Origin of the sequence: Youngiibacter multivorans (assembly GCF_017873395.1) — a bacterium.
Lineage (GTDB): Bacteria > Bacillota > Clostridia > Clostridiales > Clostridiaceae > Youngiibacter > Youngiibacter multivorans.
In genome coordinates, this window is sequence record NZ_JAGGKC010000041.1 from 1 (window position 1) to 19,297 (window position 19,297).

Below are 19,297 nucleotides of genomic sequence, written 5' to 3' on the forward strand. Positions count from 1 at the left end.
AAATCAGGAAGATGGAAGTTCCAACTGAGGTTTGGCTGAATCCGATCAAAACTGACGATAAGATTTTGCGACAACTACCTTGACAAACACCGCTATGTAGTAACACCAAATTTATTAGTTTAAATATTGATTGTTAAGTTTGAAATAAGCGTATAATCTTGAATAAACACAATATATTGACATTTGCTGTTTAGAATCAACTAAATAAAGTTAGTAACTTTGAATAAAATTATATTATATTCAAAAAGTTGTGCTTGAGGAATCAGATTACCTAATAAATCAAAGTCTAATGCTATTTGCTCGTTAATAGATAATTAACCAAAATCTGTTGGTATTATTTAATCCTAAACGATTTTTGTATTGACACTATCAAAAACCATAATTATAATAAAGACATAAAGGTAACAGAAGCTTATGTCGAAATATCTCATATTCTGTTGCGTGAGTAAAATAATTTAATGAAAAGGAGAAAAAGACATGGAACTTTTAAAAAGGCTGTGGAATGACGAGGAAGGTCAGGGAATGGTAGAGTATGGACTCTTAGTGGCATTGATTTCGGTTGCGGCTATAGCGGTTATTGTATTAATAGGGCCTGAGTTGATAGCAATATTCCAGTCAGTAGTTGATGCGTTAGTAAATCGTTAGATAGCATTTATACTTCGGTAAGTAAATATTATAAGATTACCCCCTATTTAGGGGGTAATCTTATAATAGTAGTAAATTTTATTAATTTTTTTGAATTAGGATTAGTAGTAAAGAAATTATATTGGAGGGAGATTCTCATGATTTTGAAGTTGGTTTACAATGAGGATGGGCAAAGTTTAGTTGAGACTGGACTTTTATATGTGTTCATATCAATATCAGCTGTGCTTGTACTTCTATCAATGAAAACTGCGGTTTTTGAAAATTTCACTCACATATTAAGCACTATCACTAAATATTTTAATTAGGAATTTCGGTGAACGCAATGTTCTATTATCTAAAATATATTATACTCATTTTGCTATTGTTATATGCAGCAAAGTTTGATATTACTGAGAGAAAAATACCAAATAAAGTAACGATACCTGCATTTACGCTAGGTATTATTGGATCTTGGTTAAATAGTGGGTTTTCTGGAGTCCAGTTCAGTCTAATGGGGTTTCTAGTTGGACTTGCTGTTTTTTTTATTCCATTTTTGTTGGGTGGAATGGGTGCAGGTGATGTGAAACTCATGGCGGCCGTAGGTTCATTGCTGGGTTGGAAATTAACTGTATATTCTGCTTTATTAACTGCTCTTGTAGGTGGTATAATTGCTATAGGATATACAATCAATAATGGATACTTCAATAGAATGATTGGGAATTTCGCTTATCTAATTCATTTGAAAGTATTGAATATATTGTACCTGATAACACGTAATGAAAAGATATTAACTAGTTATAGAGATGCACGAACCAGGATTCAGAAAAATGAAAAAATGTACATACCATATGGGGTCGCTATTGCGATTGGAACATTACTTGTATTGATAGGGAGCAATTTAAAATTTCCACCATTCGTTTGATGGGGTAGGTGAAATTAATGAAAAAACTATTTAGAATTAGCGGTGAGGCAGGCCAATCGGCAGTTGAATTTGCTCTGGTTCTACCTTTACTGCTTGTACTGTTACTTGGTATTATCGAGTTTGGATGGTTTCTTAATGCGAAAATTACAGTAACAGGTGCAGCAAGAGAAGGTGCGAGATACTATGCGATTCATAAAGACTCTGATACTGAAGTTGAGACAGTGGTCGCGACCTACTTGAATCATGGAATAGTGACTACATCAGGAACATTTACAACTCTTTCGGAAACCACAGTCGCTGGCGTTAAGATGGCAGTTGTCACCGTCCAAGGGGAAGTCTCAGGTATTACAGGGGCCTTCAATGGATTGATGGCGGCGTTTTTTGGAGGTACTGTTTTTGAAAACAATAAGGTGTTAATGTCATCAACTGCAAGTATGAGGATTGAGTATAGTTTGACTTTAGCAATTCCATAATTGAAGTATGCCCTATTGTACTAAGATTGTAAGTTGCTGAATGAAGGATTGTATACTAAGGAGGGTGCTAGCAATGAAGATAAAGAAGAGGATTTTAGTCTTGGCTGTAATTCTTGGATTGGTAACTGTATCATTACTATATTTTTACATTAGGGATTTAGATAAAAAACCTGACATCGATTCTCAAATGAAAAATGCTGTTGTTGCTATCAGTACTATTCCAGCTCATGTCAAGATAACGGAAGAGATGTTGACAATAAAATCATTGCCAGCTGAAGCCGTGCACCCTGATGCGTTCTCTTCAGTTCAGGATGTGGTAGGAGGAACGACTAAATCTGAAATTATCAGCGGAGAGCAAATAATTCAAGGAAGAGTTATAACTGATGGCGTCTCATCTCCGCTTGCGTATAGAATACCTGAAAATATGAGAGCCATTTCAATACCATTAAATGAAATATCTGGAGTTGCTGGATACATTGAGATTGGTGACAGGGTTGATGTCCTGGTGCATTACGAATTTGAAGTGCTGAATGCAGAAGGAGAAACAACACAAAAAACACAGGAAGTATTTACCCAGTTCCAGAATCTTGAAGTAATGGAAAAAGGACCATTCCCAGCTACAGTAGAGGATAAGCAAATAGGTGTAACAACATCTATAACTTTGCTAGTAACTCCAGCCCAGGCTGAGGTAATGGCTTTTGCTAATATCAATGGCACGATACATTTGACACTCAGAAATCCAGTAGATACAAACAAAGTTGACTTGCAGCAATTTGGTATTGGAAGCTTTAATACATGGAGAGATAGGTGATTGCTATGGATAGGATAAAGGTTTTAGTTCTGGAGGCAACTCAAGAAGAGAGAAACACCATTTCAGAGATATTAAGCAATGTTGAGTATATCATTTTAGTTGGCGAGTCGGACTCTGAAGACGAAGCTGTTGATTTCATTGAAGATAACTCTGTGGACGTCGTACTTCTTGGAGCAAAGGTAGGAGAAGATGGTTACCGAATAGCGGAAAAAATTTCCAATGAGTACCCGGACATTGCAATTATAATGATGGAGGATGATCTAAAGGAAGAGACTATGCACAAGGCAATATTTGCTGGTGCGAAGGATGTTCTAATAAAGCCATTTACCCCATCCAAGCTTGTCGATACAATTTATAGAGTAAATCAACTCGCTAAGAAAAAGGTTATGATTCATAAGGAAGGAAGTACAAAGGCAAGAAGAAAATCAACATTAGGTCAGGTAATGACCGTATTCAGTACCAAAGGTGGAGTAGGTAAGACCTTCGTCTCGATAAATCTTGCTGTGGCGCTTGCCAAGAATACTGGAAAAAGAGTTGTTCTTGTTGATCTTGACCTCGACTTTGGAAATGCAGCTCTTGCATTGAATATTCTTCCAAAGTTTACGTTGACGGATATTGTAGATGACATCAGGAATATTGATGCTGACCTTATTGAAAGTTATTTGATTCCACATGACTCTGGAATCAAGGTGTTGCCAGCAAATGCTCAGCCACAGATGAGTGAGTTCATTAATGCAGAGCATATTGATATTATTCTTAGAACTCTGCAAAGTGCATTTGACTATGTAGTAGTTGATATGCCTGCAAGGTTCCATGATCCGGTGAATCCGGCTCTCGCTATCGCTGATAAGCTTCTTATAGTAACGACTCCTGAAGTATCTACTGTCAGAAATGTAAAAGCTGCATTAATAACTTTGAATGATTTGAATTATCCTAAATCAAAGATAAGAGTTGTTCTAAACAGACATGATAACAGAGGAGAAATTAAACCTAAGGATGTTGAAGCAACTTTGAATATGGGGATATACGCGACTCTTGCGGCTGATTATAAGGATGTCATTTCATCTCTGAATCAGGGCATTCCTATAGTTATCAGAAATCCCAGAGATGCAGTAACTAAGGATTTTATAAGTTTGGCTAAGAAACTGGTTGATGATGCAGGTGTTAAAGAACGTAACTAGAGAGGGAGGAGAGCTCCATGGCTTTTGGAACATTCGGTGTAAATGGAATAAAGAAATCTGAGCCAGTGGTTGAAGAAAAAGAAAGCACATCTGAGCTCCTAGCGAAAAAGAAAAAGGAATTGGATGACCTTTCTTATGAGGTGCTGGGTAATGTAATTGATCAAATTACGTTAAGTGCAGATTCTAACGATATTATTCAGAAAAGGACAGTCCAAGAAAAAATTAATGAGACTATAAATAGCATTCTGTTCGAAACGAAGAGGCATTTATCTTTAGGAGATAAGCAGAGAGTAAATAACTCTGTTATGGATGAAATATTTGGCTATGGACCAATAACTATACTACTTAATGACCCTACTGTTACTGAAGTAATGGTAAACGGTCCTAAAAGCATTTTTGTTGAACGTAGCGGTAAGATTTTAAAGACTGAGCATACTTTCAGGGATGACAGGCATGTTATGCATATTATAGACAAGATTATTGCTCCACTCGGCAGAAGAGTTGATGAGAGTTCGCCTCTTGTCGATGCGAGACTTCCTGATGGTTCAAGAGTTAACATTATCATTCCTCCACTTTCGATTAAGGGACCTGCAATAACGATCCGTAAGTTTTCTGTTGATCCTTTTACGCTTGAAGATCTGATTGCTTTCGGTACACTGAATGGTGATATGGCAAAGCTTCTCCGAGCTAGTGTAAGAGGAAGAGTCAATGTACTTGTTTCTGGAGGAACTGGTAGTGGTAAGACTACACTCCTTAATGTGCTCTCCGGATTCATACCGGATAACGAAAGAATTGTTACTGTTGAGGATGCAGCTGAGCTTCAACTTCAGCAGGAACATGTAGTAACCCTTGAAGCCAGGCCGGCTAATATTGAGGGAAAAGGAAGGATTACCATTAGAGATCTTGTGGTCAATACTCTTCGTATGAGACCTGATAGAATAGTCGTTGGAGAAGTAAGAAGCGGAGAAGCACTTGACATGCTCCAGGCGATGAACACTGGACATGATGGATCACTAACAACAATACATGCGAATACACCAAGAGACAGTTTAGCTCGACTTGAAACAATGGTAATGATGTCAGGTATGGAGCTTCCTTCGCGTGCGATAAGAGAGCAGATTACATCTGCTATAAACTTAATTGTTCAGGTAGGAAGGTTTACTGATGGTACAAGAAAAATTATGAAGATTACTGAAATCGTAGGTATGGAAAGTGATACGATTACTCTTCAAGATATATATATATTCCGCCAGGAAGGGTTTAATGAACGTGGTGGAGTAATAGGGAAGCATGTTCCTACTGGAATCGTTCCCAACTTCCTCGAAAAGATAAAAGCTCATGGAGATAATATTCCAGCTAGTGTGTTTAAAACTCCGGAAATTAATACGGAGACCAACCAGAGGAGGTATTAAAATGAAATACTTGATTCTGGTACTAACTTTTTTTACTATAGTACTTTTAGTGATTGGAGTATACTATTTAATCTATGGGTCTAGGATTGCAACACTTAAGAGGCTTGAAATCGCTAATTCATTTATGGAGGCGGCTGAAGTAAGTGAAACTAAAAAGGAGAGAAAGGAACAGGGATTTAGCCTATTTAAAGTAATGGGAAGTGCTGTCACACAAAAATCATATTTTGATAAAATTAGAATAAAATTGCTACAAGCGTATATAAAAATGAAGCCAGAGGAATTTGTTGGGATGTCATTTATGAGTGCGATAATTGTGGGTTTATTAATGTTTTTAATCGGTAGAAATATACTCGCGGGGATTCTTGGAGGCTTAATAGGATATAAGATTCCTGACATATATATCGGATCCATAAAGAAGAAGAGAGGAAGACTTCTAAATAATCAATTACCGCAAGCATTGACTCTAATTTCCAACGGGCTTAGAGCGGGGTTTAGTTTTCCTCAATCACTTAATGTAGCTGGTAAAGAGATGGATAGTCCGATAGCTGATGAGTTTCTTAAGGTTCTGAGAGATAATTCACTTGGTAAACCAATGGAAGAAGCATTAGAAAACCTTAGTGAGCGAACCGATGATGAAGATTTAGATATGTTTGTTACTGCACTTTTGATTCAGAGGCAAGTCGGAGGCAATCTAGCTGAGGTACTTGATACAATTTCAAATACAATTAGAGAAAGGGTAAAGCTCAGAGGTGAGATAAGAAGTCTGACAGCCCAAGGAAGGCTTTCGGCTATAATAATTAGTTTACTACCAATTGTATTGGGTTTAGTGATAAGCGTGCTAAATCCTGGGTATTTAGATGTTTTATTCACGACTTTACCAGGAATCGTAGCTCTTGTTGTTGCAAGTATCATGGAGATTGCTGGTATATTCATGTTGGTAAAACTTGTAAATATTGAAATATAGGAGGAGATAGGAATGGAAATTCTGATATATCTACTTGTTTTTATTACTACATTATATCTCTTTCTGCTTGGATATTTAGTTATTTTCAAGAAAAATCAGACCGTATACGAAAGGTTAAATAATATTAAAGGGATGTCTCCTGTTATTGATGAAGATGAGGATGAAATGAAACAACCCTTTGCTGAAAGGGTAATTAAGCCGGCATACCAAAAGATTACTCATGCAATCAGTAATGCCGCACCTGCTGAAATTAAAAAGAAGTACGAAAATCTTATTATTAGCAGCGGCTCTGGACCATCAGTTACGTTTGGTGGAATATTAGCTATCCAGATTATGCTGGGACTTTTTTTAGGAACGGTATTCTTTTTGTTATTGCGATCAGCGGGAAATTCTGGTGTGGTTCTAGCTTTTTTTACAGGTTTGATTGGTTTTATATTCCCATATGTATCTTTAAATTCTAAATCAATAGCGAGAATGGAAGGAATTCAAAAGAGTCTACCTGACATGCTTGATTTGCTTTATGTAAGCGTTGAAGCGGGGCTTGCATTTGACATGGCCATGAAAAAGGCTGCTGAGAAAATGAATGGTTCATTAAGTGAAGAAATAATTCGAGCGATGGAGGATATTAGTAAAGGTAAAGAAAGAGAAGTCTCACTAAGAGGCATGGTTGAGAGAACAAAGGTGGATGACCTTGCACAATTTGTATCAGCAGTCATTCAGGCAGAACAACTGGGGTCAAATATCGCTAATGTTCTTCGAGTCCAATCTACATCTATGAGACAAGTTCGAAGACAAAGGGCTCAAGAAAAAGCTGCAAAGATTCCCGTAAAAATGCTTTTTCCGATGATTCTGTTTATTCTACCTACGTTATTTGTTGTGGTACTTGGTCCTGCTGTAATTAGTATTATTGAAACATTAAGTAAAACTAAGTGATTATCACCCAATACATAGTTTGATCTGAAAGGAAGAATTGATATGAAAAGCTTAGCTAAATATATTGTTTTCATATTGGTAGCCCTTAATAGTATGGGGAGTATTTCCGTTCTTTCAGATCAGAAAAGTAGCCTAATGCTTGAGAAACTTGTCGTTTCTTTGGTTATTGATACTTCTGGGAGCATGGCTAGTACAGACCCGACAAGGCTGAGAGAGACGGCAGCGAATATTTTCATTGATTTGCTTAGCCCGGAGGATAATCTGGGCGTTATTACTTTTAACACCCAAACTGTTGAAGTAATTCCAATGCAACAGGTTGGAAGTACTGCAAATAAAGGATTGATCAAGAGTACCCTGGCTCCAAGTCTAAATGCTGCAGGGGATACGCATTATCAGGCTGCATTGCAGGCTGCTTCAAATCAGCTTAGTGCTTATACCGCGTCTGATGTCAGGAAAGTCATCATATTCCTGACTGATGGTGTTCCTGATCCCAATCCTGCTTTGAGAAATAATCCCGGTTACATGGATCAGTATATGAATAGTATGTGGGCAACGGTTTCTGAAATAGGCTTGAAACAGTACCCGGTTTATTCTGTGGGATTTGGTGCAGTTAATCAAGACATACTTAACAGGATATCAGCAGATACCCAAGGTTCAGCTCAATTCATAAGCGATCCTGGCGAGCTTGCTGTAACCTTCTTTAATGTATTGAGTTCACTCAAGAACAGGAGAAGTTTTCTTGCATCTAATCTCGAGCTTGCTGGCGAACAGGCATTGGAGTTTGATTTCGATACATATACTTCCCAGATTACCATGGTATTTGCAAATGCAGCACAGCCATTGTCTGTATCTCTAGTACCACCAGAAGGTAAATCAATAAACGAAAATGTCGTTGTGCAGACTACTGACAGATATACCTTGGTTACTATGAATCAGGCCACAAATGAGCTATCTGGTAAATGGACATTAAAAGCAAATGGTGCAGGATTAGTCAGGGCTTTTGGAGACAAGGACCTGTTCCTGAAAGCGTGGGTAACTAAACCGCAGGCAAATACTCAACAACCTGTAAATGAACCTATGGAAATCAGTGTTCAGTTAACAGGCGAAGTGAACGAGAAAGCGGTAGTAGAAGCCCTAGTAATAAAGAATGGAACACCTGAATTGAATTCCATCATACTTGAAGAATACGATGGAGTTTATATGGGTATATTCGACAAGCCTGATGTTCAAGGTACATATGAAATTGCGGTTACTGTTAAGGAAGATGAAAATCTTATTACCAGTACCAATTCGAAAGTGACCGTAAGAGAGCTTCCGGTATTAAAAACGGATTTCTTCGCTGATAAAGCCATACATAAACTAGGCGACAGCATGACTGTAACTGGATATCTCGAAATGAGAGGAAATAAGATAACGGCTAGTCAGGATATTTCTATAAGCACTTTCAGCCTGCTGCTGAAATATGCAGATGGAACTGAAGAGCTTCTGCCGCTGGTTGACAACCAGGATCCGGCATCCGGAGACATTAAGTCGGGAGACGGTACTTTTACAGTAAAGCAGTCGTTTGTGAAGGAAGGTCAGACACAAGCAGCTTTGCTTGTACAAGGGATTTACAAGGGAGAAAACTTTATTATCGATAAAGCCCTTGGTTCATATGAGGTTGTTCAGCCTGGAACAATATTAGTAAATGTTGGCAATTCATCAATTTATGGAGTTGCAGGTTCCAAGTTAACGATACCAATGACACTCATAAGCACTTCAAAGGTAAGAGAAATTGTCACATTATCAGTGGATACATCAATCGGAATGATAGATAGTCCGACTATAACAATTGAGCCCGAGCAGACCATAGATAAGGAGATTACTCTAACTTTGGTATCGGAGCTTGAGAATACGCCATACCAGTTTGTTATCGAGGCTATTAACGAGGATCCGCTTACTGCAGTTGAAACTGGAGTTATTTCTCTTGAACTTGAAGTCATAACAAAGTCTCAGCTTAGGATGATGAATATAAGGGAAAATCTCCCGATATATATTGGGCTACTTGGATTGATAATCGGGTTACCTCTTATCATTATGCTGATTGGAATATTCCTGTATTCAATACTCGTTAAGCCAAACATAATAGTCAGAGGAATGCTACTATACCATAAGAAAAATGAAGAGCTAGTAGATGGTGCGGTGAAGGAAATCCCGATAAGGAACAAGAGGAAGAATAAAGTAAGCATTTCATTTAATGAAAACAATGCTGCTGCAGACTTTTATATCAACGGATCACAATACAAGTATGACATTGTGCTTGAAAATGAATATGAATTCGGGAAGTGGAGGTTCATAGCTGGATACAGGGCTTTGGCAAAAAAAGTTAACAGACCAAAATTCGTTCTATATACAACACAACCTGGAATCTTTGAATTCAAGAATGAAGTCATGACAAAGAAGGAACTCTTTGATAAGGATGCCTTTGAGTCGGGAGGATATGTTTTCCAGTACTATGCTGAAAAGCATATGTCAAAGGACAAGCAGCAAGGAAAAGACCTTTTGGAAGGAAGAATGTAGGATGGCTATACTTGTTAATAAGACAAGACAACTGGAGGTTCTTAGTAAGGTAGAAATGGCTGATACTTTCATTTCTCGGCTAAAAGGACTTTTGGGTAGAGAATCTCTTGAAGCAGGAAGTGGTCTTATGATTAAGCCATGCAATAGCATACATTGCTTTTTCATGAAGTTTCCAATAGATGTAGCTTTTGTTGACAAGGACCAAAGAGTAATTAGGGTCATTGCTGGAATGAAGCCATTTAGCACAAGCCCGATAGTAACTGGAGCTAAATTTGTCATAGAAGCTAATACCGGTGAATTCAGTGGAAAGCTAGAACAAGGTGACATAGTGGAGATACTATGACATGTAGAAGCGTGAAATATGAAATATGCAGAAATGCTACAATCGTAGCTTTTCATTGACATTCAATGTTGACAGCAATATATTGTAGTTAAAAGAATGATTATTATTTAGGGGTAAATGTATATGATGATTGAAACAAGGGGTGAGTCTGATGAAGCGTAAATCATTGAAGATGCTAATGAAAAATGAAGATGGTGCTGTAGTAGTTATCGTGGCTTTGATGATGACTGTGCTAATGGGATTCGCCGCATTGGCTATTGATGTCGGATTCATGTACAATCAGCGAAGATCATTGCAGAATGCCGCTGATGCTGGAGCTCTTGCTGGGGTGCTTGAAATTGAGTTATCGGGAGATTATGAAAGTGCAGCTATAACTGCAGTTCAAAAAAACATTGACATACCAGTAGAAAATATTGATGTCACTCTCGTTAGTGCAAAGACTGTTAAAGTTGATGTCGAGCAGGTAGCTGAGAGGATATTTTCTGTATTTTTAACTTCAACTGATAGCATGGTTGGGGCAAGTGCAACTGCACAAAAAATTGCATGGTATGGAGAAGCGTTGCCGTTCTTAAATCAGGATAGTTACAAAACTGATTTAGGTGTATGGGAAAAGCTAGACACAAATTCAGGTAACTTTGAAAGCATAAAGAAGGAAGAGTATACACTGATCAATCCAAGTGATGACAAACACGATATTTCACAAGTTTATTTCCTTCTTGATTATGATGACGGAATCGCGGTTGACAATGGTGCAATTGCTACAATCAAACAGGAAGTTGAAGCGATATACGATAGAAATTATTTAGCAGGATTTGTATATGTATTGAGTCTTAAGGACAGTGTAATTGCAAGTACCAAAGTGAAGCTTATAACTGGAGATGTGATAAATATTACGGATCTTTCAACAACGGACATAGTGCATGTTGACCAGCTAATGCTCCTTAAGTGCAGTTTTGATGAATATGCCAGCAAGTGGGATACGGCAAAATTGACAGTGTTAGCTGAGTATGATATTGCTAATGGTGATTTCCCCGCAAATTACATCGAACCAGAAGGAAGAGCAGCGAGACTTATTGATTAGATTTGTTTTTTGGGTATTGAAGACTGACTATGTAGAATGAAATAAAGGCCAACATCGGGTTATTGAACCTGATGTTGGCCTTTATTTCATTTAGGAGCATGATGTCGAATTACAAAGGGGATATGACGAATTATGGGAGATATAATTGTTACAAAATTGCGAAATCGCTACGTTTGCATTGACAATAGCTGGATAATCGACTATATTTTAAATAAGATGTACTAATGTGTCGAAAATGATTTATTACATTTTAATTTAATTATTTATTAATGAATTGTTATTTGTTGTCATCTTAATGTTAATAAAAAATTGGTCGAATTGAGGTGTTGTTAGGTGAAACGATCAATATTAAAGAGGTTTTTCAAAGGTGAAGATGGTTCGGTAACCATATTGGTAGCACTATCCATGACTGTGCTGATGGGTTTTGCTGCATTATCTGTAGATATTGGCATGCTATACAATCAAAAAAGAGAAGTGCAGAATGCTGCGGATGCTGCAGCGCTTGCTGGAGCGATGTCGTTGCCTAATGCAACTCTGGCAAAATCAGTAGCGAAAAGCGCTGCTGCTAAGAATTTACTGCAGGATACCTCGCTGGATACTATTTCATATTCTGTAGTTCCTGTGACACCATTCGATGGTAACAAGACAGAGATTGAAGTAACTGTAACGAGAAAGGTTAAAACGATATTTGCCCAGGTTCTTGGAATAGCTGATTCCGAGGTTTCTGCCAGAGCAGTGGCGAAACAGAGATCCACATGGGCTGGTCAGTCCCTGCCATTTATAAATGTGAACAATAATTATTCGGAAGATGACCCGATAACTTTTACAATATGGGACAAGGACAGTGAGGGATTCTATGCATCTATCGACCAATCAGACTGGAGTGGTCTGGGTGATAGTCCGAACAGAAGCTTTGAAGTCACATACCTCGATGGTGTCAATATTAACAATGGTGTGGAAGCTAACCCTGAGGCCAAGAAGAAAATCCTTGAGGAGATTTGGGATAATATCCAGGATAGTGATGACAAGACGGTGTATATTTTAAGTCTTAAAGCAAGTATTATCAAATCTAAACATGTTACGCTTCATAATATCATAACTGGAGAAACAGAGAATATTGCAATTGAAGACATCAATACTTATATACAGTCTACCAAATGGTATATTGATGAAGATGACCTTGTGCTTTTGGAGGTTAATCTGGACAAGTACAAATTTAAAGAGATAACCTTAACTTACAAGGATCATCATGATATCAATACAAGTACGTTGCCTGACGTGCATGGTGTTATGATCTATGCTTCTAGTCTAATTGACTAGTATGGTGGTTTATGTGCTGTTGAATTAGTTTAGGTTTAGCGTGATTCTGAATTATTTTAAGTTATGACATGGAACAGAATATGTGATTGCTCGCCTGGGAAATCCTGACTGCTATATGGTGGTCAGGATTTTCTGGTGTATAGGGCTGGTTTTCAAAATGCTGCTGAGAGTAAAAAATCTGGTCGATGCGTGTAGAAGTTAAGTAAGGGCTTCGTACTTTGATGTATTGATTGGGTTTATCATGCGGATTATTTCTGAGGATTTCGAAAGGGTATAAGAAAATTGCACATAGTAACAGTCAGGTATTAATAATAAATGAACTGGGGTTTCTGTGAACCGATAACTGGGTAAGTTATGTCGCTGCGGTTGCCGGGAATGTTTAAATTTGATTCAATACTATCTTAAGCGTGATTGGAATCTTAACTTTTAGTGGGAAAAATGGATTTGAAACTCTGTTATCAGTCAAACCGAAACTTGCACATATGTTAAAAATGTAACCTGAAATTGATATTATCCATAACCATGTCGGAAACGAGAGACAATAAAAGTATATTGAACATAATAAGTAAGAGAATATTTTATATGAACAAATAGATATATACAATATTTTAATAATTTTCAATATAAATTAATATAAACTGGTAAATTGTTGGATTAAGGCAGCGTGTGTGGATATTTTGAATAATATCAAATTAATTGCAAAAGTATTAGAAAATAATTAAATTGATTGTATTATGTCAAATATATAGACGAACAATGCGAAATTGCATAATAAGTTCATAATAATATAATTGAAATGAAATTAGGTTAATGATAATATGAACATATAGATGATTCTTAATGTTAATTATATTATAAAACATTCCCATAATGCTTGATTTATGACGGTATTTGACAGAAATCCTTAGGGATAGGCTTTCCAACCAAAATTGATAATGTTTGTAGAAAGCCAGCAAACCCTGAGGAGAACCTCGGGGTTTTTATTTTATAGTGAAACGAAAGAAAGTCTGGGTTCGGGCTGATTTATTAATATCAGGATGGACCGATTACTGTTTACTTACATAATGCTTTGACATAAGCAATTCCTTTGAAAGGAGGAGAAATCGTGAACAGAGGCCTCAAAAAACTGCTATCGCTATTCGTTTCTTTCATGATGTTGTTCTCGCTTTTCACCACTAAATCTGCGCTTGCAAACACTGGCTACACGCTTGAGGGTTGGCATAAGGCAAACAGCCTTTGGACTACTGGAGCGATTAAGGGATATACGGAGCTTGACTGGGTTGATTTGAAATTTGGTGTCAACAGTTACGATGGTGATCCACTTGAATTTACTGTTGAACTGGATTACAACAATGGCGGGATAATAGGATATGAGCATGCGGGATATTTTGTACTATATGAGGGTTTGGGAGATTTCACACCTGGTAGTGAGCCTGCTCAAATAGTGGGAGGATACCATATCACAGCACCTGTTGTGGTTGGCGACATACTGACATTCACACTCGTAATCGATGATCCTGCAAAGTTTATTCTAATTGAAGACTTTACTCTGAAATTCAAGGCCCAGCTATCAGATAACGCTGCAGAGTGGCCTGGAGCAAGCCTTCAGTACAGATTACTCGGTGCTGACAAGACTGTGTCGATGATGAGAAATGACATCATATACTTGGGAGACCTTACAATCAATAAGGTGCTTCTGGATGCCAATGGTGCGGTACTGAACGAGGCAAGGAGCTTCGATATAGTAATCACCAGCAACAATGGAACACCTACAATGTACAGGACGATTACCAGCGGATCCTCGATAGTAATCGAGAACCTGCAGCCTGGTACATATACAGTTACAGAGCCTGGATACGGGACTCTATATGAGACAACAATAACCAATGGTGGGGTTGTCGTATTTACTGGAGAATTCCCGGATGCATCTCTGACAATAACCAATAAGATCAAGGTTTCGGTTATTGATGTAACAGCAAACAAGATCTGGGTAGGAGGACCTACACCAAGACCTACAGTCCAATTCCAGCTTTACAGGAGAATATCCGGTGGTGCTGATATGGCTGTCGGTGATGTGAAGAATCTTCCGGATGGAACCTTACAGGTTACCTGGCCAGGACTTCCTAGTACTGATCCACAGGGGAATCTGTACATTTACACTGTAAAAGAGATCGGAACACCAACCAACTATTCAAAGAGTGAGGTTGGACTTACCGTAACAAATACATACGTACCACCTAAGGAGAATATAACAGCAAACAAGATCTGGGTAGGAGGACCTACTCCAAGACCGACGATAGCCTTCCAGCTTTATAGAAGTGTTCTCGGTGGAGCAGCGGTTGCTGTTGGAGATCCGAAGAATCTCGTTAATGGAGTTATCGAGGTAACATGGAACGACATGCCGACAACTGACATGAACGGCAATCCATATACCTATACGGTTCAGGAAGTCGGAACACCGACGAATTACACCAAGTCGGAAAATGGACTGACAGTCACCAATACCTACGTTCCTCCTAGGGATAATATTACAGCTACAAAGATTTGGGTAGGCGGGCCTAGCCCGAGACCTACCATAACCTTCCAGCTATACAGAAGTGTGCTTGGAGGAGCTGCAGCCCCAATCGGAGATCCGAAGGATCTTGTCAATGGAGTATTGCAGGTAACCTGGAACGACATGCCTCTGGCTGATGGGAATGGGAATCCATATACCTATACAGTAAGGGAAGTCGGAACACCGACAAACTACACAAAGAATGAGAGCGGACTGACAGTTACCAATACCTACGTACCACCTAAGACTGATATATCAGCCAACAAGATATGGGTGGGCGGACCAACTCCAAGACCAACAGTAACCTTCCAGCTCTATAGAAGCGTTCTGGGAGGAGCAGCGGTTCCTGTCGGAGATCCTAAGGATCTTGTGAACGGAGTGCTGCAGGTTACTTGGATGCAGATGCCTACGACAGATACTGATGGAAATCCGTATACCTACACGGTGCAGGAGGTTGGGACACCAGCTAACTATTCCAAGAGTGAAAACGGACTGACAGTAACAAATACCTATATTCCACCTAAACGTGACATAACAGCTACAAAGGTATGGGTAGGCGGACCTAGTCCAAGACCTACGATAACCTTCCAGCTATATAGAAGCGTGCTGGGCGGAGCAGCAGTTCCTGTTGAAGCTCCTAAGGATCTTATAAATGGAACTCTGCAGGTAACCTGGAACCAGCTGCCGCTTACCGATGGTGACGGAAATGAGTACACCTACAGTGTAAGGGAAGTTGGAACGCCAACGAACTATACGAAGGATGAGAGCGGACTTACCGTAACGAATACATATGTGCCTCCAAAGGCAGATATCACAGCAACTAAGATATGGGTCGGCGGAGCAGCTCCAAGACCTACTGTAACATTCCAGCTATACAGAAGCGTGCTCGGAGGAGCAGCGATTCCTGTAGAGAGTCCTAAGGACCTTGAGAATGGAGTGCTGCAGGTAACCTGGATGCAGTTGCCTACAACAGACAATGATGGGAATCCATATACCTATACGGTAATGGAAGTAGGAACTCCACTAAACTACACAAAGGATGAATCGGGGCTGACTGTAACTAATACCTATCATTCACCACTCATTGATGTGACTGGAACGAAGATCTGGGTCGGCGGACCTAGTCCGAGACCTGATATAGAGCTTCAGCTTTATAGAAGGATCCTGGGTGGAGCAGATGCTCCGGTAGGAAGTCCTGTAACAATCAAGGACGGAACATTAAGTTACAAGTGGGAGGATGTAGAGGAGTTCAACAGCGATGGAATAGCATACATCTATACCATCAAGGAAGTCGGAACACCACTCAACTACACCAAACTTGAAAATGGACTTACCGTAACCAACACATACCATTCACCGCTCATAGATGTGACGGGAACCAAGATATGGGTAGGCGGACCTAGCCCGAGACCTGATATACAGCTACAGCTGTTCAGGAAGATAATGGCAGGGCCTGAGATGCCTGTTGGAGATCCTGTAACTCTTAAGGACGGAACAACCACTTACAAGTGGGAGGATGTCGAGGAATTCAACAATGACGGAGTGCCTTATATATACTACGTGAAGGAAATCGGGACACCGATGAACTACACGAAGGCAGAAGAAGGCATGACGGTAACTAACAGATACAACTCACCTCTTATAGATGTAACAGGAACGAAGACCTGGGTAGGCGGACCTAGCCCGAGACCTGACATACAGCTTCAGCTGTTCAGGCAGATAGGCATAGGACCTAAGATAGCTGTTGGAGATCCTGTAACGCTAGTTAACGGAACAATCACCTACAAGTGGGAGGATGTGCCGCAGTACAATAATGATGGCGTACCATATATCTATTCTGTTGACGAAGTTGCCGTACCTGAAAACTACAGCAAGGCGCTTGATGGTATGGAAGTAACGAACACCTACCATTCACCGCTGATCGATGTAACAGGAACTAAGATCTGGGTAGGCGGACCAAGCCCGAGACCTGACATAGAGCTTCAGCTTTACAGAAGGATTCAGGGTGGCGCGGATGCAGCCGTTGGAAGCCCGGTAACAATCGAAGACGGAACAACCACCTACAAGTGGGAGGATGTCGCAGAATTCAACAATGATGGAATTGCATACATCTACAGTATCAAGGAGGTCGGAGCACCGGCCAACTACACGAAGACTGAAGATGGAATGACTGTAACAAATACATACCACTCGCCGCTGATAGATGTAATAGGAACGAAGATCTGGGATGGCGGACCGAGCCCGAGACCTGAGATACAGCTTCAGCTGTTCAGACAGATAGGCGAAGGACCGAAGGTACCGGTAAGGACTCCTGCAACACTGCCAAGCGGAACGACAACCTACAAGTGGATAGGGGTCGATGAATTCAACAACGACGGCGTACCGTACATCTACACAGTGGATGAGGTTGCCGTACCTCTGAATTACGTAAAGACCCTGAACGGACTGACAGTAACCAACACTTACGAATCACCGCTCACAGACGTGCTTGGAACGAAGATCTGGGTCGGAGGACCTAGTCCGAGACCTGATGTACAGCTACAGCTGTCCAGGCATATAGAAGGCGGAGAGATGGAAGAGGTTGGAGAGCCTGTAACATTAGTTAATGGAACAACCACATACCTGTGGGAAGATCTTCCGGAAACTGATGGTGATGGAGAGCCTTACATCTACACAGTAGATGAGGTAATGGTACCTGAAAACTATGAGAAGGAACTTGATGGACTTGAAGTAACGAACACCTACGTACCTCCTGTAACAGACATAACCGGTACTAAGATCTGGATGGGCGGACCAAGCCCGAGGCCTACAATAGAGCTTCAGCTCTGGAGGGTAATACCTGAAGGAGAACCAGAAATGGTTGGAGATCCAGTAGAGCTGCCAGACGGAACCTCTGAATACATGTGGGAAGACATGCCGACAACCGACTTCGACGGACATCCATATACCTACTCTGTTGAGGAGGTAGTAACCGGAGAGAATTACGAGAAGATTGAAGAAGGCATGGAAGTAACGAATGAATATGTATCACCTAAGACCTATGTAACTGTAGAGAAGATCTGGGTTGGCGGACCTGAAACAAGGCCGACGATCTACATCCAGCTTTACAGGAAGATAGCAGAGGGCGATAAGGTTAAAGTTGGAGAAGCTGTGGGCCTTCCAAGCGGAACAAACGAATATACCTGGAACAATCTTGATGTTACTGACTACGACGGCAACCCATACATCTACAGTGTAGAGGAAGCTGATGTGGCAGGATACGTAAAGGTAATACAGGGATTCGAAATCAGCAACACTAGAATAAAGGGCACTATAGAATTCCACAAGCATGACGATGCGCATATGCCTCTGGCAGGTGCAGTATTCGGACTATATGCAGTGACGGACACAATGTTTGCAGCACCTCTCAAGACGGCTACAAGCCTTGCTGACGGACTGGTCAGGTTCACCGATGTCGAGTACGGAGAGTACAAGATTAAGGAAATCAGCGCACCAGTTGGTTATGTGAAGAGTGAAGTTGTGATACCGGTAGCTGTAACGATGCAGGGACAGACAGTAGTAACCACACCAGCAACCGTGGTCAATGTAAAGATCATGGGAGACATAACACTCAGAAAGGTTGATTCTGTAACTAACGAAGTCCTTGCAGGAGCCAAGATGGTTATCAAGGACAAGGCTGGTGCCGTTGTATTCGAAGGCACCACTGGAGCGGACGGACTGCTCAAGGTAATGCTTCCATACGGAGAATACATAATATCCGAGGTTGCTGCACCTGAAGGCTATATCCTGACAACCCAGACCTACAGCATCAATGTAAACAAGAGTGGACTGACATTCGATGTAAGGATACCAAACACTGAGGAAGAAGAACTTCCACAGACAGGCGGAATCCCGAGCGAACTCCTTTACCTCATGGGCGCCATGGCTATAATAGGCGGTGTGGTCCTTATGAAGGGCAAAAGGAGAAAGATAGGCTAAACAAGTGACACAGCTGCCCCGGAAGGATAACCTTCCGGGGCAGCATCTTTTTGGTCACTTTAGTGCGTTTCAAATGGCACATTTGAAACAAATAAACCACCTGCTATGCAGGTGGAGGAAATAATAGCTTCAGCTTCAAGAA

General features: G+C 40.1%; 13 protein-coding genes. All 13 read left to right on the plus strand.

Annotated elements, in window-relative coordinates; genetic code table 11:
* The first annotated feature begins 477 nt into the window (after nucleotides 1–477).
* The 13 genes from J2Z34_RS16400 to J2Z34_RS16460 all read left to right on the plus strand — a co-directional run bounded on the left by J2Z34_RS16400 (nucleotide 478) and on the right by J2Z34_RS16460 (nucleotide 19,155).
* On the plus strand, nucleotides 478–645 hold the full coding sequence (locus tag J2Z34_RS16400) for a Flp family type IVb pilin (RefSeq protein WP_209460954.1): 168 nt from the start codon (nucleotides 478–480) through the stop codon (nucleotides 643–645).
* A gap of 322 nt (nucleotides 646–967) precedes the next feature.
* The gene (locus J2Z34_RS16405; protein WP_209460955.1) at nucleotides 968–1,546 is read left to right on the plus strand and encodes an A24 family peptidase; all 579 of its coding nucleotides are present in this window, start codon (nucleotides 968–970) and stop codon (nucleotides 1,544–1,546) included.
* A gap of 17 nt (nucleotides 1,547–1,563) precedes the next feature.
* Nucleotides 1,564–2,019, plus strand: coding sequence for a TadE family protein (locus J2Z34_RS16410; RefSeq protein WP_209460956.1), 456 nt, complete (start codon nucleotides 1,564–1,566; stop codon nucleotides 2,017–2,019).
* 73 nt (nucleotides 2,020–2,092) lie between these two features.
* Nucleotides 2,093–2,830, plus strand: a complete 738-nt coding sequence (gene cpaB / locus J2Z34_RS16415) for a Flp pilus assembly protein CpaB (RefSeq protein WP_209460957.1) — start codon at nucleotides 2,093–2,095, stop codon at nucleotides 2,828–2,830.
* 5 nt (nucleotides 2,831–2,835) lie between these two features.
* The gene (locus J2Z34_RS16420) at nucleotides 2,836–4,011 is read left to right on the plus strand and encodes a CpaE/TadZ family protein (RefSeq protein ID WP_209460958.1); all 1,176 of its coding nucleotides are present in this window, start codon (nucleotides 2,836–2,838) and stop codon (nucleotides 4,009–4,011) included.
* 17 nt (nucleotides 4,012–4,028) lie between these two features.
* Nucleotides 4,029–5,423, plus strand: coding sequence for a TadA family conjugal transfer-associated ATPase (locus J2Z34_RS16425; protein ID WP_209460959.1), 1,395 nt, complete (start codon nucleotides 4,029–4,031; stop codon nucleotides 5,421–5,423).
* A gap of 1 nt (nucleotide 5,424) precedes the next feature.
* Nucleotides 5,425–6,387 (plus strand): type II secretion system F family protein, encoded by a 963-nt coding sequence (locus tag J2Z34_RS16430; RefSeq protein ID WP_209460960.1) that lies wholly within the window; start codon nucleotides 5,425–5,427, stop codon nucleotides 6,385–6,387.
* A gap of 12 nt (nucleotides 6,388–6,399) precedes the next feature.
* Nucleotides 6,400–7,320, plus strand: coding sequence for a type II secretion system F family protein (locus J2Z34_RS16435; protein ID WP_209460961.1), 921 nt, complete (start codon nucleotides 6,400–6,402; stop codon nucleotides 7,318–7,320).
* 42 nt (nucleotides 7,321–7,362) lie between these two features.
* Nucleotides 7,363–9,879: a vWA domain-containing protein gene (locus J2Z34_RS16440; RefSeq protein WP_209460962.1), complete on the plus strand. Its 2,517-nt coding sequence runs from the start codon at nucleotides 7,363–7,365 to the stop codon at nucleotides 9,877–9,879.
* A 1-nt stretch (nucleotide 9,880) separates the two neighbouring features.
* Nucleotides 9,881–10,222, plus strand: a complete 342-nt coding sequence (locus J2Z34_RS16445; RefSeq protein ID WP_209460963.1) for a DUF192 domain-containing protein — start codon at nucleotides 9,881–9,883, stop codon at nucleotides 10,220–10,222.
* A gap of 151 nt (nucleotides 10,223–10,373) precedes the next feature.
* Complete coding sequence (locus tag J2Z34_RS16450; protein ID WP_209460964.1) at nucleotides 10,374–11,303, plus strand: pilus assembly protein TadG-related protein; 930 nt, start codon at nucleotides 10,374–10,376, stop codon at nucleotides 11,301–11,303.
* A 333-nt stretch (nucleotides 11,304–11,636) separates the two neighbouring features.
* Nucleotides 11,637–12,623: a pilus assembly protein TadG-related protein gene (locus J2Z34_RS16455; protein WP_209460965.1), complete on the plus strand. Its 987-nt coding sequence runs from the start codon at nucleotides 11,637–11,639 to the stop codon at nucleotides 12,621–12,623.
* Between the two features lie 1,105 nt (nucleotides 12,624–13,728).
* On the plus strand, nucleotides 13,729–19,155 hold the full coding sequence (locus J2Z34_RS16460; protein WP_209460966.1) for a Cna B-type domain-containing protein: 5,427 nt from the start codon (nucleotides 13,729–13,731) through the stop codon (nucleotides 19,153–19,155).
* Nucleotides 19,156–19,297: the final 142 nt, after the last annotated feature.